Genomic DNA, 22,511 nt, shown 5'->3' on the forward strand with positions numbered 1-22,511 from the left:
ACGAATACATAATGAATATACAGGCAGGGCTGACAGGCAATAGAAGGAGGTGCGGTGCATGGGTGGTTATCTGAATCCTGGGAATGAGAAGTTTGGAGAAGCTTTGAATTCTCAGATTTATGTGGATAAAACGGGGTTAATTGAATATACCAATAGGGTCATGTACAGCAATCAGAAATATGTGTGTGTCAGCCGGCCTCGACGCTTTGGCAAGTCGATGGCGGCCAATATGTTGGCGGCCTATTACAGCCGGGGGTGTGATTCGCGGGAATTATTTCAGGGATTGAAGATTTCCAAAGCGGATGCCTGCGAGAAGAAATTAAATCAATATAATACAATATTTCTGAATATGCAGGAATTCCTCAGTCAGACATCAAGCATGGATGAGATGCTGCGTTTAGTAAAAAAATCAGTTTTATGGGATTTGTTTTTTGAATATCCGGATATTAATTATTTTGATAAAGAAAATTTTAGCAGGGCAATGCAGGATGTTTACCAGCAGACGAAATGTCCGTTTGTGATTATTATTGATGAATGGGACTGCATTTTCAGGGAATATCGCGAGAACCATGAAGCGCAGGAACAGTATCTGGATTTTCTGAGGGATTTCCTGAAGGACAAGGCGTATATTCATCTTGCCTACATGACCGGAATCTTGCCGATTAAGAAATATGGCACACATTCAGCACTTAATATGTTTGATGAGTTTTCTATGACGAATCCGGGACCCTTGGCAGAATTTGTCGGTTTTACGGAAGAGGAAGTTGCCGCTTTATGTAAGCAATATGGAAGAAATTTGTCTGAACTGAAAGAATGGTATGACGGTTATCATTTTGAGAAGGCCAGATCCATCTACAGTCCGCGCTCCGTGGTGACGGCTATTTTAACCGGTATTTGCGATTCTTACTGGAATCGGACGGAGACATTTGAAGCTCTTCGGTTCTATATTGATATGAACTTTGAAGGACTGAAGGATGATGTTTTGAGTATGTTGGCGGGAGAGAGAATTCCGGTTAATACAGGAACATTTTCCAATGATATGACGACATTCTACAGTGAGGATGATGTTTTGACGTTGTTGATCCATCTTGGCTATTTGGGATATGATTTTTCATACAAGGAAGTTTTCATTCCAAACAGTGAAGTGCGGGGCGAATACATCAATGCCGTTGCTGCATCCCAGTGGGGTGAGGTTTCCAAGGCATTAAAGAATTCTTCAGATACGCTTCAGGCTATCTGGCAGAAATATCCTGCTGGTAGGCGTCAACTATGATAAAGCGACGCGGGAACATACCTGTGTGATAGAGGAAGCGGAGAAATAAATAATAAATTCTATGAAAGAGGATGTCTGAGGATATCCTCTTTTTATTTACGCGAGCAACGAGCAAAGGTTCGTGCTTGCACGAGATCTTGGCGTTGCTAAGCGCCAGTGGCGCTTGTTTAGCAACGACCGAAACGGAGTGTAGAGGCCGCGATAACTTGAGAAACTCGCGGAGCGTGTTTCTCATAGTTTATTATATAGTAACTCTAAATTTTCTTTCAGATTTCTTTCACTCCGTATATCTTTCTTACAATACCCCGACTTTTCCTGTTTTCGGATTTTTTTGTGCTATGATAGGGACACCAAAGAGAACAGGGGGCGATAGCTTGAAAAATATATTGGAATATCTTGAATGTTCAGCCGGCCGCTGGCCTGAGAAAACAGCCTGCGCCGATACAGATACATCGATGACATGGCGGATGCTGCGGGAGGCGGCAGCACGGATTGGCAGTTTATTGCTGATGCATCGGATGACCCATCGGCCGGTGGCTGTTTATATGGAGAAAACACCGGCCTGTCTGGCAGCGATGCTTGGTACTGTTTATGGCGGTGATTTTTATACAGTAATTGATACGAAAATGCCCTGGGACAGAATTCGTAAGATTTTCAGTGTACTGAAACCGGCGGCGGTTATTACAGACAGAGATCATGAGGAGACAGTCAGGGAAGCCATGGAAGCAGTCAGGAAGGATAGACCGAAGGTTCTTCTTTATGAGAATGCCATGCATACGCCTGAGGACAGAGAAGGACTGGCGGAGATCCGGAGAAAATCAGTGGATACGGATTTGGTTTATACTCTTTTTACATCCGGTTCTACAGGTATGCCAAAAGGTGTTGCCGTGACGCATCGGAATGTGATGGCTTATGCCGAATGGGTGAAGACCACATTTGATATTAATGAAGAGACCATTTTCGGAAGTCAGACCCCATTTTATTTCAGCATGTCGGTGCTGGATATTTACACAACTCTGGCAGCAGGAGCAGAGCTTCAGATCCTGCCGAAACGGCTTTTTGCCTTTCCGGTGCGGCTTCTGGAATATATGAACAGCCGGAAGATCAATACTATTTATTGGGTGCCGACGGCATTGTCCATCGTGGCAAACTGGAAAGTGCTGGATTATGTATCCCTTGAGTATATGGAAAAAGTTCTTTTTGCCGGTGAAGTCATGCCGGTGAAACAGCTGAATTACTGGCGGAAGAAAATGCCGGAACTGCTGTATGCAAATCTCTACGGGCCGACAGAAGTAACAGATATTTGCGCTTATTATATTGTGGACCGGGATTTTGCGGATAGTGAAACACTGCCTATTGGGCGTGCCTGTGACAACTGTGACCTGATCCTCCTTCGTGAGGATGGTACGGAAGCGGCACCGGGAGAAATCGGCGAACTGTGCGTCAGAGGTTCCTTTGTGGCCAGCGGATATTACGGTGATCCTGAGAAAACGGATGCGGCTTTTATACAGAATCCGTTAAATCCCTGGTATCCGGAGAAAATATACAAAACCGGTGATCTGGTTCGCTATAATGAACGGGGCGAGCTGCTTTATCTGGGACGGCGTGATTTTCAGATCAAACATATGGGTTATCGCATCGAACTGGGTGAAGTGGAGGCAGCTGCCGGTGCGGCTTCTGATGTAAAAAGCTGCGTCAGCATTTACGATGAGGACAGGGACCGGATTATTCTTTTCTATGAAGGCGGCCCGAAAAATGAAAACCAGATGCGAAAACTGATGGAAAGCAAACTGCCGGCGTATATGCGGCCTGGGGAATGCATTCGTGTGAAGCGAATGCCGGAAAATGCCAATGGCAAAATTGACAGGAAATACTTGAAGAGCTATTACGCAGATTTGATGGAGGGGCAGGCCATCGGTTAGTTTATGAGGTTTGCAAAACCTGGGGGCTTTGAAAGTGCGTGTCTGATGGACGTTTCAAAGCAGGAACATTTGCACTGCCCGGCATTGGCAGCGGTACTAGGACGCTAAAGGACAGCGTCCAAGGACCGGCCATGCCGGAAGCACCTGCTTATGAAATGTCCATCAGACACACACTTATCAGAAGCTTATTGGGTTTTGCAAACAAGATAGCTATTGCAGGAATCCGATGGCCTGCCTATAGGAAGTTGAGTGGATAAGGAGGTTAGCTCTGAACAGTTACGATAATATATAAAAAATAGAAGGAGTTACAAGATAATGAATGAGTTATTGAGTATTTTAAATAAAGTGAAACCGGGTATTGATTATGTGAATGAGAAGCATCTGGTGTCGGATGAGCTGATTGATTCTCTGGATGTGATGACGATTGTGACGGAGATTTGTGATGAGTTTGATGTGGAGATTTTGCCGACGGATGTGGTGCCGGAGAATTTTGAGTCTGTGGAGGCGATGCAGAAGCTGATTATGCGGCTTCAGGAGGATTAAGCTGTTCGGGAGGATGACGACGGGATGAGTTATACGTCTTATTTTTATCTGCTGTTTTTTCTGGGTGCACTGGTGATTTTGTATTACCTGATGCCCCTGAAAAGGCGGTGGCTGGTTTTGCTGGGCGGCAGCTATTTCTTTTACTGGCTGGCCTCCGGAAAGCTGATTGTTTTCCTGCTGATCACGACGGTGTCGGTTTATCTGGGGGCTCTTGCTATGGAGCGGGAGCAGAAAGCCTTTGACAGTGTACGGAAAAGTCTGGAAAAGGAAGAGAGAAAAGCCAGAAAGGCAGCGATGATGCGCCGGAAGCGCCATATTGTTCTTGCGATGGTTCTGATCAATGTGGGGCTTCTGGCCTTTTTAAAATATTATCATTTCTTCAGTGCCAATGTGAATGCCCTGGGGAACAGTCTGAATTTGGGAATCCAACTGCCGGCGCTGAAGCTTGTGATGCCTCTGGGTATTTCTTTTTATACGCTGTCGGCGGTGGGGTATGTCATCGATGTCTACCGCGGGCAGACTGCGGCGGATCATCATTTCGGAAGACTGGCACTTTTTCTCAGTTTATTTACGAATATTACGGAGGGACCTATCAGCCGATACGGACAGCTGGCAGGGCAGGCCTTTGAAGGCCATCGGGCGGATTACCGACAATTTACATTTGGTGCGCAGTTGATCCTCTGGGGCCTTTTTCAGAAAATGGTGCTGGCGGACAGAGCGGCCCTGCTTGTCAGTACGGTTTTCGGAAGCCCATCAGATTACAGCGGCGGTGTTGTGATACTGGCGATGCTTGTGTATACACTGCAGATTTATGCAGACTTTGCAGGGTGCATGGATATCGTCCGAGGCAGCGGGGCGCTGTTTGGCATTGAGATCACACGGAACTTTCATCAGCCGTTTTTCTCAAGATCCATCGGTGAATTCTGGCGGAGATGGCATATGACATTAGGCGCATGGTTCAAAGATTATATTTTTTATCCGGTGACTTTGTCAAAGACGAATATGAAGTTGGGAAGATGGGCCAAGAAACATCTGAGTCCTCATCTGGGACAAGTGATGCCTACTGCTTTTGCACTGTTTTTTGTCTGGTTGGCGAATGGTATCTGGCATGGAGCAGCATGGAAATATGTGGCCTATGGCATGTATTATTACGTGCTGACGCTGTTTGGTCTGCTTTTCAAACCGATGATATTTCTCTTCTATAAGAAAACAGGCATTCAAAAGGATAGTCGCCCATGGCAGTTCTTTTTGATCTTGAGAACATTTATATTGGTTAATATCGGTATGCTTTTGTTCCGTGCAGACAGCCTGCCTGTTTTTGCGGGCATGTTTGTGTCCATGTTCAGGAAGACAACAGGACATTGGCTGGAACTGGGGATGGATGTGCATGATCTGGCGGTGCTGGCCGCAGGGGCACTTCTTATGCTGGTGGTTGGTATTCTCCGGGAGGAAGGTATCTGTATCCGGGAACGGATCGCATCCTTGCCGATCATATGGCGGTGGATGATTTATGCCGGTGCTTTTTGTGCCATTGTGCTGCTGGGGGCTTATGGCAGCGGATACGGCGTGGTGGATCCTTTGTATGCCAACTTCTAAACTTCGGAAAATAATGACTTCGGGAATGAGGAGACGGGAAGATGCATATATCTAATAGACAACAATTTGTAAAAAGGGCATTGAAAATTATCACGTTTGTCCTGCTGGCGGTTTTGCTGCTGGAAGGAATGTCAAAAGCGCTGATGCCGAGATCTAATTCCGGCAGCGGCGGCATGCACAATTACAGAGCCCGTGGGTTTTACGGAGAAGAAAAAAATTCCCTGGATATAGCAGCCATCGGCAACAGCGATCTGGCCAGTGGATTTTCCCCGATGGAATTGTGGAAAAGTCATGGTATTGCGGGCTTTGCCTGTGGAGAACCCAATCAGACCATTGATCAGTCGGTGCGGCTGCTGCAGGAGGTACTGACCTGTCAGAAGCCGAAAGTTGTCATTTTGGAGACAGATACCCTTTTCCAGGAAAATATGGAGGGTCATCTGACATCCCTTGTCAAAACAGCTGTCAATTATCTTTTTCCGGTGCTGGAATATCATGACCGGTGGAAAAGTGTGACCTTATCAGAGCTTATGGGAAAACAGCAGAAACCATGGCATGATTCCGGCAAGGGTTATCGCTATTCCGGTGACCGGGTGGCCTATAAAGGTGACGATTACATGGCTGAAACAAAGGAGAAGGAAGAGATTGATGCCATTGCCATGAAGAGCCTGGATCAGTTTGTTGAAATCTGCCAGGAAGCGGGAATCCAGGTGATGTTTGTGGAGATGCCGTCAGCCAATTCATGGAATATGGCCAGGCATCGGGCAGTGGCGGACTATGCTTCGTCCAGGAATATTTCTTTTATAGATTTTAATATGAAAGACAGAATGAAAGAAACAGGATTCGACTGGATGACAGACAGCCGGGATGGCGGCAATCATCTGAATTACAGCGGGGCAAAAAAGATTAGTGTCTGGCTGGGGAATTATCTGGTAAAGGATTATCAGCTGGAGGATCATAGAAAGGACAGCCGTTATCAGCGGTGGCAGCAGGATGTCAGTGCCTACGACCGAATTGTCTTGGGAGCTGTTCATCAGACAGCAGATGAAAGTTAAATATACAGGCAGAGAAGATGACCATTTATGACTGTTCACAAAATGGTCATTTTTTCGTCACAAAATTCCCACTAAAAAATCACAAAGGTTAGCTATGCTTTTATATAGCATGAAACAGATGATTACGAAACCCATTAAGTTTCGAACTGGTTTTCTGAAAGCGAGTATTTTTGAATAGTTTATTCGTCATATTGGAATTTCTGGGTTTCGTAATTGTCTGTTCAAATAGTGAGAAGGAGGAGAGAGACTTTGATAGAAGTCAAAAATCTTGTGAAGAAATATGGCGATCATGTGGCTGTGGATCATCTGAGTTTTACAGTGGAAGAAGGCCATATCTATGGTTTCCTTGGGCCTAACGGCGCCGGCAAATCCACGACGATGAATATGATCACCGGTTATATCGGACCAACAGAGGGCAGTATTATGATCAATGGACATGATATGCTGGAAAATCCTGAGGAGGCCAAGAAGTGTATCGGTTATCTGCCTGAGATCCCGCCGCTGTATACGGATATGACACCCCTTGAATATCTGCGTTTTGCGGCTGAATTAAAGGGAATTGCAAAGAATAAAAGGAAAGAAGAAGTTAAAAAGGTGATTGCAGATGCCAGACTTGAGGACGTGAAGGATCGTCTGATCCACAACCTGTCCAAAGGTTATAAACAACGTGTCGGACTGGCACAGGCGCTGCTTGGTTATCCGGAAGTCATTATTCTGGATGAACCGACGGTCGGCCTGGATCCGGCTCAGATCATCGAGATGCGCGGATTGATCAGAAGCCTTGGCAAAAAACATACCGTCATTCTGAGTTCCCATATTTTGTCGGAGATCAGTGCGGTCTGTGATGATGTGCTGATTTTGTCCCACGGCAAACTGGTAGCCAGTGATACAACGGACAATCTCGGCAAGCTTATGGAAGATAAAGTCACCCTGCATCTGACGGTCAAGGGTGATGAAGAGACGATCAAAGGGGCACTGGATTCAGTGGAAGGTGTGGAGAACATCGAATACAGAGAATCTGATGAGAAGGATTGTGTGGATGTGATGATTCAAAGTGATCCGAAGACAGAAATTCGGGATATGATCTTCTACAGATTGGCGGCTGTCCAGTGCCCAACCTATGCCATGAACCAGATCAAGAAATCACTGGAGGATGTCTTCATGGAACTGACTGCGGACAGTACAACAGATGCAGCAGATCAGAATGCAGCAGCGGCAGAGGATATTCGAGCCAAAGCAGGAGAATATATTGCTGCTGCAGATGACGAAAAGACAGAAACAGAAGCAACTGCAGAAAACGGCAGCAATACAGATAACGGAGAGGAGGCAGCAGAGCATGGCAGCGATTTATAAAAAAGAATTACGTTCGTATTTTACATCAATGACGGGCTATATCTGCATGGCCTTTATGCTGGTGGTCATCGGTATCTACTATGCGGTTATTAACCTTGCTTCCGGTTATCCATATTTTGGCTATACATTGTCCTGCGTCATTGTTTTATTCCTGTTGATGACACCTGTTTTGACCATGCGTATTCTGGCGGAAGAGAAAAGCAGAAAGACAGATCAGCTGCTTTTGACAGCACCGGTTTCCATGTGGAAGATCGTGGTTGGCAAGTATCTGGCCATGGTGACAGTATTCGGACTGGCACTTCTGGTGACTTGTTTTTATCCGTTGATCCTCAGCCGGTTTGGCACGGTTTCCCTGTCGATGGCCTATACCGCTATTCTCGGCTATTTCCTGTACGGGGCAGCCTGCATTGCCATTGGTCTGTTCATCTCTTCTGTAACAGAGAGTCAGGTCATTGCGGCGCTGCTGACCTTCTTTGTGCTGCTTGTATTTTATATTACGGGTACGATCACAAAATCATTGCCATCAACGGCGGTGGCATCCTTTGTTATCTGGATTCTTGTCATCCTTTTTGCGGCATGGCTGGTTTATAATCTGACCGCCAATCTAAAGATTGCGCTGGCAGCAGGTATTGCTGCGGAAGCAGTCAATATTATCATTTTCTTTGTAAAATCAGACTGGATGGCAGGTTCAGTGGCAAAAGCACTGGGTGCCTTTAATATGACATCCTTTTTCTCCAACTTTGGCTCAGGCGTTTTTGATGTGACAGGCATTGTCTATTATCTATCCATCATCGGATTCTGTATCTTCCTGACGATTCAGGCCATCCAGAGAAAACGCTGGGGCGGCGATGCGCTGATGACAGCAGTTATGCTGGCCATTGTGGTGGTCGTCAATCTGGTTGTGGGACAGATCCCGGTTAAATATACCCAGTTTGACCTGACAGATAATCAGCTTTATACGATTACTGATCAGACGAAGGAGTTCGTCAAGGGATTGGATTCGGATGTGGATGTTTATCTGGTTGCCCAGAGCGGACAGGAGGATAAACAGATCCAGAAAGTGCTGGAACGTTATGAGTCTCTGTCCAGTCATATCAAAGTGCATACAAAGGATCCGGTGGTGAATCCTTCATTTACCAAACAGTATACAGACAGTTCATTGTCAGACAACAGCCTAATCGTTGTGTGTGGGGACAAATATAAAGTCATCAATTACAGTGATATTTATCAGTCGGAATTTGATTATTCCACTTACAGCAGCCAGACAACAGGTTTTGATGCGGAAGGTCAGCTGACCAGTGCCATTGATTATGTGACATCGGATTCACTGCCGAAGCTGTATACACTGACCGGTCATGATGAGTCATCCCTTTCAGATACTTTGACCAGCCAGATTGAAAAGGAGAATATTGATATTGAGGAACTGAACCTTGTGACAAGTGAGGCAGTTCCGGATGATGCGAACTGTCTGATGATCAATGGTCCGCAGAAGGATATTACGGCAGATGAAAAAGACCGTATACTGGATTATATGGAAAAGGGCGGCCATGTGCTGATCTTTACAGACTATACAGAGACGGATATGCCGAATATGGCAGAGCTTCTGAATAATTATGGCCTGTCCACAAGCGCGGGACTGATTTTTGAAGGCAACAGCCAGCATTATTATCCGGGTTATCCATCTTATCTGATTCCGAGGATTCAGAGTGCAGATGCGGTGGGCAGCATGACATCCAAGGATCTGGTGCTGATGCCGTATGCACAGAATATCAATATTTCTGATGATGTACGAAGCACTGTTTCGGCACAGCCGATTTTACAGACAAGCAGCAAGTCTTATATAAAGGCAGATCTGAAGAACCTGACAACAACAGAAAAGGCTTCCGGTGATGAGGAAGGTCCGTTCACAGTTGGTGCTGCGGTAGCTGAAGAATATAATGATGTGGAGACAAAACTGGTTTACTTCTCATCTTCAGCGCTTTTGGATGAAAATATGAACCAGGCTGTATCAGGCGGCAATTATGAACTCATCAGCAACGTCATGAGCTGGATGATCGATAAAGAAGAAAGTATTTCCATACCGGCCAAGAGCCTGTCTACAACCTACCTGACAGTGACAGCTGCAGATGCAGGATTCTGGGGTGCAGTTGTTATCCTGATTCCGGCGGCTCTTGTGATCGGCGGCGGTGTGGTATGGTTCAGAAGGAGGAGGAAATAAAGCATGAAGAACAGGAAAAAAGCGCTTATCATTGCTATGATCTGCCTGGCGGCGGCAGCTGTTCTTTATTTACTCGTTGTAAAAATGAATCAGAAGGAAGCCAATTCAGAGTCTGATGACTCTGATGACTCCCTTGTGATCAGCAGTGTGGACAGTGGCCAGATCACGGCTATTTCTTATGAAAAGGATGGCAAAAGCCTGTCCTTTATAAAGGAAGACGGCACCTGGTATGATGCTGAGGATAAAAAATTCCCGGTCAATCAGGACAGTCTGACGACCATGACCAATACGCTGGGAGCAGTCTCGGCCACACGAAAACTGGAAAAGCCGGAGGCGTTATCAGAATACGGTCTGGATTCACCGGTACTGACTGTTCGTTATACAGCCAGTGACGGCAAAGAAGCTGAATTTATTGTAGGGGATACGAATGATGCAGCAGGCGGAGCCTACTTAAAGATCAGTGGGGACGATGCGGTCTATCTGGTTTCCTCTGACTTTGCGGATTCATTTAATTCAGATATCTATCAGCTGGCTGACATGGAAAGCTTTCCGACCATCACATCAGACAGCATTACAGATATCAGTGTGAATTCGAATGGCCATACACTGGAGATCAAGAACGACAGTGAAGGCGGACAGACAGTACTGGAAAATGGCAAAGAGCAGGAGAATTGTGCTTCTTCATCCGCATCGCAGTTTATCAGTGCCGTCACAGGCATTACCTTCAAGAGTCATGTAGAGTATAACTGCAAGGATTTATCAAAATATGGTCTGGACCAGCCAACTGCTGATGTGACGGTGGATTACACCACAACAGAGACTGTCAGCAGCGGGGATTCTGATGACAGCGAATCTGCAAACAGTACAGATGATACAAAGGCTGCATCGGCAGAAAGTGCAGCAGAAAATACTTCAGAAACGGCAGATACCGGGGAAACCGAAACCGAGACGGAAGCAGAAACGGTGAAGGTTGCGAAACAGGTAGTCCTTCATATCGGCAGTCAGAATGACGATGGGGATTACTATGCAGCTATGGACGGTTCAAAGGAAGTACATGTTATCAGTGCAGATACAATCAAAGAACTGATCGGAAAGAAAGCTTCAGATTTTATCGACAATGAGATTTTGTCCGGTACTCTGAGCAATGCAAAAAGCATTGATGTCACCATTGGCAGCGACAGCTGGCATCTGGCGAAGGAAGAAGTTGCGGAATCCGAAACAGAGGCTGAGAAGGAAGAAAAGTGGTATGAGGGAGATACGGAAATCGCCCTGACAGACTTATCTTCCGTTTACAGTGATCTTTCCGGTATGTCTGCGGAGAAGATCCTTGATACAGCGGCAAAACCAACCGGGGATGCGGCCATCAGTGTCACTGTCAAATGGGAAGATGATACCGAGACAACCATATCATTTACAGCCTATGACAGCAGCTTCCATCTGGCAGAAATCAATGGTGAGGCCAGAAAACTGGTCAACAAGCGGGACGTCGAAAAACTTGTTGAAGATATGACGGCACTGCTCAAAAAATAAAAAAGCGTGCAGCTTCAAGTGCGAATAAAGGACTTTCAATGGAACAAAATTGTTTCCGTTGAAAGTCTCTTTTTTGCTTCAGGATTGATTGCGGGTGGAGAGAGAAAATGGTATGATTAAGATAATTATAGTTGCTGAGAAAATAGGATGATAAGGGGAAGTTTTAATGATTGTGAATTTCAGCTGTCCGAACTGTGGGGCAGATATGTCATATGATATCAAGCTTGGAAAGCTTCATTGTGATCATTGTGATCACAGTGAGGATATCCGACCGGATGAGGAGAATTATAAGAATGCGGTCGAAGAACCGGCAGATAAACCGCGCTATTGTGTGAATTGCGGCGGTCTTTTATCAGCGGGAGCCAAAACCTGCGCCACGCACTGTGAATACTGTGGGGCACCGTTGGTGATGGCGGATCGTCTGAGCGGAGAGTGGCGGCCGGCCTATGTGCTGCCTTTTGAACTGGACAGGGAGAAAGCGGAGGCAGCCTTCAGAAAATGGTGTCATAACGGACGCTTCTCGCCTAAGGGATTTATGGCAGCAAAGAATATCCAGCGGCTTCAGCCACTGTACATTCCTTACTGGCTGTATGATGTAGATACGAATGTGGATGTACGGGGAACGGCGACACGGGTGCATGTTTATGTCCGGGGCGAGACGGAATATACGGAGACAGATTTCTTTGACGTTAGGAGAAAAATGCGCCTTGAATATACGAAAGTGCCCCATGATGCTTCAGAGAAGATGGACGATACGCTGATGGCAAAGCTGGAGCCTTACCGATTCGATACACTGAGAACTTTCCAGATTCCGTATCTGGCGGGATTTGAGGCGGACCAGGGAGATTATCGTTCAGAGGATTTATTGCCCCAGGTGAAGCAGCAGGTGGCCGGATATGCTGCAGAACAGGCCCGTTCAACGATTTCCGGTTACACAAGTGTACATATTGACCATCAACAGATGGATTATGACCATATCAGCAGCGACTATGTGTATCTGCCGATCTGGTTTATTTCCTATCGCTACAGGGACAAAGACTATATATTTGCCATGAATGGCCAGACAGGCAAGGTTATCGGTGAGCCGCCTGTGAGCAGGGGCAAAGTGGCAGGCTGGTTTGCGGGCATATCGGCATCGGCCTTTGCTGTACTGATGGTGATTGGAGGGCTGTTGTAATGAAAAAGGTATTGCATTTTCTGATGGTGCTGTTGATGGTCATGGGACTGGGAATGGCATCAGGAATGACAGCTTTTCAGGCAGAAGCAGCGGAAACGTCCGGAGAGACTGCATTGGCAGCGAATCAAGATGGAGATAAAGGGGCTGATGCGAAAAAGGCGGCCAGTGGTATTTATGATGAGGCAAATCTTTTGTCGGAGGATGAAGAAGCGTCGCTGATGACGCAACTGGAGAAATATTCTTCGAAATATAGTGCAGACATTGCTATCGTGACAACGAATGATGCCGGCGGAATGAGTTCACAGGCTTATGCCGATGCCTATGCGGAGAAAATCGGACAGTCTATGTCAGGAGATGAGTATCCGGGCATTCTGTTTCTGATAGATATGGATAACCGGCAGATTTATATGGCCACCCAGGGCCGGGCCATGAATTATTATGATGACTACAGAATCAGCAAAGTACTGGATAACTGCTATAACCACATCACGGATGGTGATTATAAAGGTACTTGTGAAGCCTTCCTGAAAGGTGTCCGTGATTATATGGGGCGGTCAACAAGCAAAAGTGCCCGTATGGATGCATTCGGTGTGCTGATCCGTCTGCTGATCGCCATGGCTATCGGTGCAGTTGCAACATTTGCCATGGTATTCAGACGCGGCGGTCATGTGACAACCAACAGCCGGACTTATTTCGATGCTTCCGCTTCTCATTTGGACGCCAAAGAGGATCGTTTCATGAACCGGACAGTGACAAGACGTCATATCGAGAAACCGAGGGGCGGCGGAGGCGGCCATGGCGGTTCAGGTGGAGGCGGCATCCATACGAGCAGCGGCGGAGGTACCCATGGAGGCGGCGGCCGAAGCTTCTAAAGAGCAGCCGAAATACTTGTTACAATATAAATGATAAACGCAAAACGTGGCGGAACGATGATTAATCGTCTACCACGTTTTTCTTAAAACCTATGGTATAATTTCTCGGAAAACCGATACGATAATAAAATTCGTGTGCGTCGGTGCGATGGACGGCAGATGTCAGATTGACATAGCGTCCGTTGTGCCGGCGCACATAGTCTTCTACATACTGCATCAGCGCCTGCCCGTATCCCTGATGTCGGTAATTCTCATCAATCACCAGATTCTCCAGGGAATAATAAAAACGGGCTTTGGCTGTCAGATCAAGACATTTGCTGAGGGTAATGGTGCCCGCCAGCTTGTCTTCATCATCAAAAATGCCCACCAGATGATAGTGGGGGTCATCCTTCACTTCTTCAAGGACGCGGATCATATCCTGGATGTCCGAGGTCCAGTCATCCTCCAGCTGACAGTAGAGACGGTGCAGGTCGGTGTAGTCTTTGGGGGTAATCTCGTGAATTTTCATTGTTTAAAATCTTTCTAAAAATGCTTCATAACCGATATATTCGGAATAAAGTAAATCGTATAGTTGTCAACAAGCGTATAGACACCGTACTTACTTCTATAACAGGACAGGGCTTCTTCCAGGTAATCTTCAGGCACATCCAGATATTCGGCCATCTCATAGCGATTCTGGCAGTGATGCTCGAAAGCACGGATAATTTCGCGAAGTCCGATGAGGCGGTTATATCCCCACAGACGGGCGTCCAGTTCCTGCTGTCTGCTGCCTGCATCCTTCAAATCAGTGATGTCTCCGACGCTGGTAAAGTGATGCCCTATTTCTTCTGCAAGAATGGCCGTCTTCTCAGCGGTGGTCTTCAACTGTGAATCCAATGCGATATGGTTATCTATGTAAAGACCATCCAGCCGCTTGGATGATGCTGTGTCGCCGTTCAGATCAATTGCTTCATGAACTGTGACATGTGCGTCATCTGCATCCTGCAATAATTGTTCATAAGTATTCAGATATATCACTTCCTTTGGTCTTCAAACTTGATAAAAGCAGCGAAAGACTTAATCTTCTCAAGCTGTTCAGGTGTAAATTCATCTCCGTCAAAATGGGCGGCGATGGTGGTCGGTTTCTCAGGGGCATAGCCAAAGGTACCCAGGACATCCTTTACCCCGTAAGCCTGACACATGACTAAAAGTGCATCAGGATTGGGCTGGCTGTTGCCGTTCTCCCAGCTGTAAATTGTCTTCTCAGAGGCTTTGAAGCCGTTGGAGGTTAATAACTCTGACATCTCCCGTACGGACTTCCCGGCTGCAATTCTGCATTTCCTTAAGGTTTCACCAACAGTGCTTTTCATTGAAAAAATCTCCTTCTGTAACCGTTAATATTCTTGCAAAACATAACTATCCGCATAAAGATGATAATCGGCAAAATCATCTTGGATACTCAGATGTTTGCGGGTCTGGTTTTTCTGAGATAATTATACCATTTTTCAATCATTCCGTCAACGCAATCTTAAAAAAATAGAAAATAGCTATTGACATTCCGAGAAAAGGGGAATATAATAACCTCAACATCACGGAAACAGAGAAAATAAAGAGATGAATTCTGTTTATTAGAGAACCACCTTGAAACGGGTATCTTAGAATAAGAGAACACTGGATGCTGAGTGAATTTCTGAAAATTCGGGAATACAGCCGGTGCATGAACTGGGAATACCGTGATGGCAGCGCAAATATCCGGAGCTTTGCATGACACGATCAACTGTAATAAATAAAGACAAAAGACAAGGAGAATGAACAATGAGTCAAGAGTTAATAAACAGTACAGAGATGAGAGAAGATGTGACAAAGAGAACGGCCTGCATGAAGGTGTTTGAACATGCGGACCACAGTTTTACGGCGGCGATCTACGGCACACCGGTGCATTACATGAAGGACGGCCGCTGGGAGGAGATCGACAACCGCCTGGAGGCGGCGGAGGACGAGCCGCCCTCCGATGAGGATGAGATTGAAAGTGAAGAAAGCACTGCCATGCAGGCAGCAGACAGTGGGGATGAAGGCACAGGTGTGAAGGTCCATGCCCTTGATCCGGCGGCTGACGGTGAAAGTGCGGGTGAGGATACCGGCAGCGGCGATGTGGCGAATATCGCAGGCAGCTTCCGTGTCCGCCTGTCCAACAAGGTGAAGAAGAAAAACATGGTCCGCCTGGGCGAGGGGGATACAAAGCTCACATGGGGCTTCGTGGATGCCCGTTCCGTGAAACGGCAGATCCTGAAATCAGCAGATGATGCTATGAATGCTCATGCCGGGAATGCCGACCCGACAGCCGCGTATGCGGTGCTGAACCTGGAGAGCCGCGTTCTCTACCCTGAAGCCTTTGAGGGTGTGGATATCCGATATACCATCGGCCCGGACAGGCTGAAGGAGGATCTGGTGCTGAAGCATGCAGAAGCAGTGAAGTCTTTTACCTGGCGATATGCCCCCGGAGAACTGAGAGCCAGACAGGATGGCGCAGATGTTGTATTTGAAGATGCTGAAGGCATGGAAGCCTACAGACTGTCTGCACCATATATGGAGGATGCGGCGGGCAGTATAAGTCGTGGCCTGACACTGACCCTCACCGATGACGGCGGGAAGAAGAACAAGGAAGCTTATGTAAGGCTGGAAGCAGACGGCGAATGGCTTGGAGCGGAAGACAGAGCCTATCCGGTGACGATCGACCCGGTGGTCTCCACCCCTGTGGACAGGGACAAGATCAGGGACTGCCATGTCTCCTCCTATTACCACGGGGATAACTTTTATAACAGCCATTTGCTGAAGACAGGCCGTGTGGACGGCTCTACCCTGAGAAGCTACATGAAGTTCGAGCTGCCCTATATCAACCGTGCGGACCAGATGATCACATCCGCATGGTTCTGGCTGACAAAATATGCCGGCAGCGGCAGTGCCGCCAGATATATCGATGTGCACAAGGTGACAGGCAGCTGGGACCACAAGACACTGACATGGGACAACAGACCGGGGTATGATGGACAGGTCATCGACTATGCCGTCTACCAGACAGATGAGGCAGACCAACAGGGCTTTGACATCACAAACCTGGTGAAGGACTGGTACATGAACGGGAAGAACTATGGGCTGATGGTGAAGGACCATACGGAGACGGGGCATTATACGGAGTATGCATCAGCAGACATCCATGAGGATTTTGCCAGCCTCCGCCCGCATATCCTGATCCAGTATGTGAACTATTCGGGCCTGGAGGGCTTCTGGACTTACCACAGCCAGTCCGCGGGCCGTGCAGGCACCATCCATATCAATGACTATACAGGCAACCTGATCCTGGAGCATGAGACCTTCAGCCTGGGCGGCAGCCGCCTGCCGGTGGGCCTGTCCCATGTGTACAACAGCAGTGAGGCGGGCGGGAAGGACCTGGGCTACGGCAGGGGCTTCAGGCTGGACTGCCACCAGACCATCGCCCGCCGTGAGATCGGGGACACCGTGTACTATGCCCATACGGAAGGTGACGGGACCGTCCATTACTTTGCAAAGGATGACAAGGGGGAATGGAAGGACGAGCTGGGGCTCGGACAGAAGCTCACCTTTGCCGAGGGGGACAGTGAGGCGAGATATACCATCACGGACAAGTCCGGGACAAAGCTGTGCTTTGCAGAGAAGACAGGGCTGCTGACAAAGATCACGGATGCCAATAACAATACACAGCGCATCACATGGTCCGGAGGGAAGGTGACAAAGGTCACGGACCCCACATCCCGTGCAGTGGCCCTGGTCTATGACAGCAGCGGCCATCTGGTGACGGTGAAGACACCGTCAGGGCAGGAGAAGAGGTTTGCCTATGACAGCAGCGGGCACCTGACAGGGATCACGGATGAAGACGGGGCACAGAGCACCTATACTTATGACGGGAACCATATGCTCAAGGGCATCACGGATCCGTACGGTTACCACCTTTATGTGAACTGGGTGCGCCCGGAGGCCTACGGGGCATGGCGTGTATCGGCGGTGCTTGAGAAGGCCGGGGGCGAAGAGGGGATGCGCCTGGGACTGGATTACGGCTATAACCGGACGAAGTTCACAGATGAGAAGGGGCGTTCCCAGTATTACCTCTTTGACAACAGCGGGCATACGGTGAGCGTGCGTGATGACAACGGCTATGGTGCCGCCTGGGAGTTTGCCAGCCGGAAGGTGAGCCGGCTGAGTGCGGCCTCGGACCTGCAGTTCACCCCGGTGCAGAGGCTGAAGGGGACCTTTGACGGACTGAGGGGCTGGAACGGCTACGGCAGCAGCAGTGCGGTGAAGGTGGATGAGGAAACAGATGATGATATCGTCTTTGTCAACAAAAAGTGTATCCGGTTCACCAGCAGCGATGCCTCCGCCTACGGCACGGTGGTGCAGACGGTGATGCTGCCGGCGGGAAGGACCTATGTTTTCTCGGTGTACGGCAGGGCAGCGGTGACGGGGCTCGGGGAGAAACCATCCTTCTGGCTGCAGGCACAGAAGGAGGACCAGACGGAGATCGCCCGCTATACTGAGAATATAAGGGGCAACCGTGGATGGAAGCGGATGCAGCTGGTGTTTAAGATCCCGTCCGGCAGCACACCGGTGAAGACAAGGATCGTGGTGCGGGCCGTGGACATGAAGGGCACCATGTGGCTGGACGGGTTCCAGCTGGAAGAAGGGGAGGCGGCAAGCCGCTTCAACCTGCTGACCAACGTGGACTTTTCAAACGGGCTTGACGGGTTTGTGAAGGCCGGGAATTCTGGTGACCTTGACAGGGTGGTGACGCTGTCAGTGGATTCAGGAATGTACCCGCCGGCAAAGAGCGGCCTTGGAAGGAACGTGTTCATGGCGGTGGGCGGTCCGTCGGAGAACAAGCGCCTGGTGTATGAGTTAGATATCTCCGGGAATGCGGGGGACTGCTACATGGCCAGTGCCTGGGGGCGCGGGCAGAGCGTGCCGAGGACAGTGCCGGATACGGACAAAGACAGGAAGGACCGCCATTTCGGCCTGTGCATCAACTTCTATGACGGGGAAGCAGCGGCGGCAGGGAAGAACGGGAACAACTACCAGTACCTGGAATTCGGTGCGGACACGGACAGCTGGCAGTACTTAAACGGCGCCGCAGTGGCGAAGCAGAAGTATACGAAGATCCAGGTGATGTACCTGTACAACAGGAACGCCAACAGGGCGTACTTCACAGGCTTGTCCTTCTTCAAGGAGAGATATGGCAATACCTTCGTTTATGATGATGAGGGCAACATCGTCAGGGCCACGGACAAGGCGAAGAAAACCAGCAGCTTCGAGTATGACAGCAGCAACAACATGAAAAAGCTCATCGATGCGAAGGGGAATGCCTTCAAGTATGACTATGACAGCAGACATAACGTCACAAAGGCCAAATCAGACGCCAACATGTGCTATACCTTCGAGTATGATACCCATGGCAACCCGCTGACGGCACGTACCGTAAACCCTTCTGCAGAAACCGATGCGAAGAAAGCCATGACATCCAAAGCCACTTACACCACAGGGACAGCCGCAGGGCAGTACATGGCCACCCAGACAGCACCGGAAGGGACAAAGAGCAGCTATGACTGGGATGCGAACAAGGGGCTCTTAAAGAGTGTGAGCGTCGGGGGCAGACAGACGGCGTACAGCTATGACAGTGTCGGGCGTCTGACAAAAGTCAGCGGCAAAGCCCAGGTGGGCGGTGTGGAAACACAGATCCAGGTGCAGTACGGTTATGAGAAAGACCGTCTGACCAAGATCACCCATAACGGCTTTGACTATACCTTTGCCTATGACGGATTCGGCAACAGAAAGAGTGTGAAGATCGCCGGGACGGAAGCGGTCAGCCATACATACGGTGACAGGAACGGTCAGCTGTTAAAGAGCACCTATGCCAACGGCTGGGAAGTCACATACACCTATGATAACCTTGACCGTGTGACAGAAGTGAAAGCTGCAAAAAATGGCACAAGTTATACCATCGGAAGGTATATCTATGACAAACTTGGAAGGGTGGCTCGTTTTGTGGACGGACAGGTACCCGGAAAATCCTGTACTTATGGCTATGACCTGACGGACAGACTGTGTGAAGCGGTCTTTGATGACGGCACGGCCTACACCTATACCTATGATGCCAATGACTGCCTGGTGAAGGAGCACCACACCCTACCAGGAGGCAGCAGGGATGTCATAAGAGCCTACGATAAGGACAGCCGGGAGACTTCTGTTACCTGCGGTAGCGCGAAAGTAGAGAAAGCTTTTGATGAACTGGGCCGTCTGTCCACGATCAAGAGGAACGGCGGAAAGCACACAACGACCTATACCTATGAAACAGCTTCTGACGGCGGACAGACAGGCCGTGTGAAAACGGTCAAAAATGGCAGCCATTCAGAAAACTATACCTATGATATATGGGGCAATGTGACAAAGGTCACAGAAAACAGCAGCCAGACAGGAAAGGCTTATGCCTATGATGCCCAGGGACAGCTGATCCGTGAATACGACCCTGATAAAAAGGTATGGCTTGGCTATAAATATGATGCAGGCGGCAACCTGACAGAAGTGCGCAGTTATCCGGCAGCAGAAGGCGGCAGTCCGGAAGGAGAAGGCACCGTCATAAAGAAATTTGCTTATGGCACTGCATGGAAGGACCAGCTGGCAGCTATGACCGTGGAGGGGACAACACGAAAATTTACCTATGATGCCAACGGTAACCTGCTGAGTGATGGAAAGTATACTTACAGCTGGACAAAGGGAAGTATGCTTGCCAAGGTAACAGGAGATGGCCTGGAAGCAACCTATACTTATGATGCATCCGGCATCCGAACATCTAAGACAGTGAACGGCGTGAAAACGGAATACCTGACAGCAGGCGGCAGCATCCTGGCAGAGAAGAAGAACGGCGTATGGCAGCATTATCTGTATGACGGCAGCGGTCAGCTGACAGCTATCCGTTATAAGGGCGCGGATTACTATTATGTACGTAACGGCCTGATGACGATCATGGGACTGGTTGACGCCAACGGCACGGCTGTAGTAAACTATTTTTATGACAGTTGGGGCAGGATGCTTAATATTACAGGTAGTCTGGCAGCAAGTCTTGGTAAGGACAACCCGTACAGATTTAAGGGGTACTACTATGATGATGAGACGAGAATGTACTATCTGAAGAGCCGTTATTATCAGCCGGAGATCTGCAGGTTTATCAGTGCGGATACCATAGAGGTACTGGATTGTCAGGGAGATTTAAATGATAAAAATCTTTATGCTTATTGTGATAACAATCCGGTTATGCGAGTGGATACAGGCGGACAAATCTGGATTACTCTAGGAATAATGGCAGCAGGCGGCGGAATAGGCATGGTAATTGGTGCGGCCAGCTCTGCGATAACACAGTATATGTTCAATGGAGAAATCAATTGGAAATCTGTGGGGGTTGCAGCAGTAGGCGGTTTCGTCAGTGGCGCAGTGGCAGCAAGCCCGTTAGGTTTGACGGGGCAGATTGGAGTTGGAGCAGCAGTTGGAGCAGTATCGTATGTTGCAGATTGTAAGGTGAATGGCAGTGCTTTAAAAGTGGACGAACTGGCAGTTTCAGCGGCGGCTGGTGTAGTTTCAGGAGGGATTGGCGGTTCAGGAGCAAATCAGTATAAAGCATTGTCTAACACGATAAAGACTGCTTCAAAGACGACAGCGCGATTTACAAGACTGATAAGCACGAAAGGAAGTGCTAGTCTTGCAGCTAAAAGAATTGCGGAAGCAAAAATGTGGAGAGATACCGTGTTGAAAGGAACAACCTGGATTAGCAGTATAAAATTTGCTGCTGGAACGGGAACTTCCAATGTGATTGCTCAGCTATGGACAAAAGCAAAGAATAAAGTAAGAAGCTGGTTCAAATAAGATATGTTTTTTGGACATATGAAAAAGTAGAAAATGTCACCTATGTTGAAATGAAATAAAAGAGACATAGGTGACGTAGAGTAGATGTATTGGGTAGATATAGTAGAGACAATAAGGAGTAGAAATGATAAAAGCAATGGCACGAGTTATTCTTTGGTTTGCAATATTATCTTTTATGGGATGGTATGCAAATTCATTATCCATTAGGCGGATAATAAAAAAAGTAGGTATTCGGATAAAATTTTATCCGGCTCATTATATCATGCCAAGCAGAAAGATGAGGAAGATATTTAAGCTGGATAAAAAAGAAATACCGAAGTGGATGTATTTTTCACTTTATCTATCATTTGTTTATATCATATTGTTTCTCATTTTTGTGTTATATGTTCTGATAGATGATGAATTAACAATATTACAAGTATTTCTGTATGGATATGGAATCTTAATAGTTGCAAATATCATATATATGGCGATTTTTGCTTTCCTGTATGATATCTGATTCTTGTAATTATATTTATAAATGGACCGTAGGGGCTGTTAGAGGTTGGATAATGTTAGAATAGCATGGCAGGGACAACCTGTACAGATTTAAGGGAGTAAGAGGCTGGGCTTATACAGTTACTAAAAAGGTTTCTGAAAAAATCAAAAAATCGAAAGATGGGAAGCAAAACATAAGAGATTCAGGGTTGGTAAATTTATCTAATAAGGAAGTATCTAGAAGAGCAAGGGATAAGTCATTATCTCCGAAAGAAAGGCAGCGTTATAAAACAGAAGAAAAGGCTAGGGAGTTACGCAATAAACAAAAAAGAAAAAGTCATTATTAAAAGGTGAAATTTAAAAATGAGATTTAAAAATGTTAGAGAAAAGATAACGTTTATTGATAGTTTGGAAAATATGGATAATGAATCGGTAAAAAAATATATAAGTATTCTTTCAATGCTTGCAAATGACAAAAATATAGATGTCAAGTTAACATTGGCAAGACAATTGGTACTTTTTGATAGCGATGAAATAGAAGAAATTTTATATGGAATGCTGTTTGATCAAAATAGACT

At 47.4% G+C, this 22,511-nt stretch carries 15 protein-coding genes and 1 pseudogene; 13 read left to right on the forward strand and 3 right to left on the reverse strand.

All coding sequences use genetic code 11. The features are described from left to right. Positions 1-58 precede the first annotated feature (58 nt). The 10 genes and pseudogenes from HED67_RS12355 to HED67_RS12400 all read left to right on the forward strand — a co-directional run. A pseudogene (locus HED67_RS12355) lies at positions 59-1,252 on the forward strand (AAA family ATPase); the annotation flags it as partial. 395 nt (positions 1,253-1,647) lie between these two features. Beyond that, positions 1,648-3,195 carry an amino acid adenylation domain-containing protein gene (locus tag HED67_RS12360; protein ID WP_246612226.1) on the forward strand — a complete coding sequence of 516 codons (1,548 nt, stop codon included), beginning with the start codon at positions 1,648-1,650 and terminating at the stop codon, positions 3,193-3,195. Between the two features lie 315 nt (positions 3,196-3,510). Continuing rightward, on the forward strand, positions 3,511-3,738 hold the full coding sequence (locus tag HED67_RS12365; protein ID WP_215632282.1) for an acyl carrier protein: 228 nt from the start codon (positions 3,511-3,513) through the stop codon (positions 3,736-3,738). A 24-nt stretch (positions 3,739-3,762) separates the two neighbouring features. Continuing rightward, the gene (locus tag HED67_RS12370; protein WP_221718485.1) at positions 3,763-5,334 is read left to right on the forward strand and encodes an MBOAT family O-acyltransferase; all 1,572 of its coding nucleotides are present in this window, start codon (positions 3,763-3,765) and stop codon (positions 5,332-5,334) included. Positions 5,335-5,375: 41 nt separating this feature from the next. After that, positions 5,376-6,386, forward strand: coding sequence for a hypothetical protein (locus HED67_RS12375; protein WP_221718486.1), 1,011 nt, complete (start codon positions 5,376-5,378; stop codon positions 6,384-6,386). Between the two features lie 249 nt (positions 6,387-6,635). Continuing rightward, on the forward strand, positions 6,636-7,739 hold the full coding sequence (locus HED67_RS12380) for an ABC transporter ATP-binding protein (protein WP_221718487.1): 1,104 nt from the start codon (positions 6,636-6,638) through the stop codon (positions 7,737-7,739). After that, positions 7,648-9,957: a Gldg family protein gene (locus HED67_RS12385; RefSeq protein ID WP_330656610.1), complete on the forward strand. Its 2,310-nt coding sequence runs from the start codon at positions 7,648-7,650 to the stop codon at positions 9,955-9,957. Before HED67_RS12380 ends, HED67_RS12385 begins: the two co-directional genes overlap by 92 nt. A 3-nt stretch (positions 9,958-9,960) precedes the next feature. Beyond that, positions 9,961-11,487, forward strand: coding sequence for a DUF4340 domain-containing protein (locus HED67_RS12390; RefSeq protein WP_221718489.1), 1,527 nt, complete (start codon positions 9,961-9,963; stop codon positions 11,485-11,487). Between the two features lie 166 nt (positions 11,488-11,653). Beyond that, positions 11,654-12,664, forward strand: coding sequence for a TFIIB-type zinc ribbon-containing protein (locus tag HED67_RS12395; protein ID WP_221718490.1), 1,011 nt, complete (start codon positions 11,654-11,656; stop codon positions 12,662-12,664). Beyond that, positions 12,664-13,536 (forward strand): TPM domain-containing protein, encoded by an 873-nt coding sequence (locus HED67_RS12400; protein WP_221718491.1) that lies wholly within the window; start codon positions 12,664-12,666, stop codon positions 13,534-13,536. The genes HED67_RS12395 and HED67_RS12400 overlap by 1 nt, the downstream gene beginning before the upstream one ends. Positions 13,537-13,597: 61 nt before the next feature. On the opposite strand, the gene HED67_RS12405 is transcribed toward HED67_RS12400, so the two are convergent. Genes HED67_RS12405 through HED67_RS12415 form a run of 3 tightly spaced genes read right to left on the reverse strand, consistent with a single transcriptional unit; the run spans position 13,598 to position 14,885 of the window. Then, on the reverse strand, positions 13,598-14,044 hold the full coding sequence (locus HED67_RS12405; protein ID WP_221718492.1) for a GNAT family N-acetyltransferase: 447 nt from the start codon (positions 14,042-14,044) through the stop codon (positions 13,598-13,600). A 14-nt stretch (positions 14,045-14,058) separates the two neighbouring features. Then, positions 14,059-14,553 carry a hypothetical protein gene (locus tag HED67_RS12410; RefSeq protein WP_330656609.1) on the reverse strand — a complete coding sequence of 165 codons (495 nt, stop codon included), beginning with the start codon at positions 14,551-14,553 and terminating at the stop codon, positions 14,059-14,061. Then, positions 14,550-14,885, reverse strand: coding sequence for a helix-turn-helix transcriptional regulator (locus HED67_RS12415; RefSeq protein ID WP_215632274.1), 336 nt, complete (start codon positions 14,883-14,885; stop codon positions 14,550-14,552). Before HED67_RS12415 ends, HED67_RS12410 begins: the two co-directional genes overlap by 4 nt. Positions 14,886-15,330: 445 nt before the next feature. On the opposite strand from HED67_RS12415, the gene HED67_RS12420 reads away from it, so the two are divergent. From HED67_RS12420 to HED67_RS12430, 3 genes are all read left to right on the forward strand, one after another. Next, positions 15,331-21,456, forward strand: a complete 6,126-nt coding sequence (locus tag HED67_RS12420) for a DNRLRE domain-containing protein (protein WP_221718493.1) — start codon at positions 15,331-15,333, stop codon at positions 21,454-21,456. Between the two features lie 124 nt (positions 21,457-21,580). After that, positions 21,581-21,955 (forward strand): hypothetical protein, encoded by a 375-nt coding sequence (locus HED67_RS12425; RefSeq protein ID WP_221718494.1) that lies wholly within the window; start codon positions 21,581-21,583, stop codon positions 21,953-21,955. A 341-nt stretch (positions 21,956-22,296) separates the two neighbouring features. Next, the coding region (locus tag HED67_RS12430) for a hypothetical protein (RefSeq protein ID WP_221718495.1) at positions 22,297-22,511 on the forward strand (215 nt) is incomplete at its 3' end.

Source organism: Pseudocoprococcus catus (genome assembly GCF_019734885.1).
Lineage (GTDB): Bacteria > Bacillota > Clostridia > Lachnospirales > Lachnospiraceae > Coprococcus_A > Coprococcus_A catus.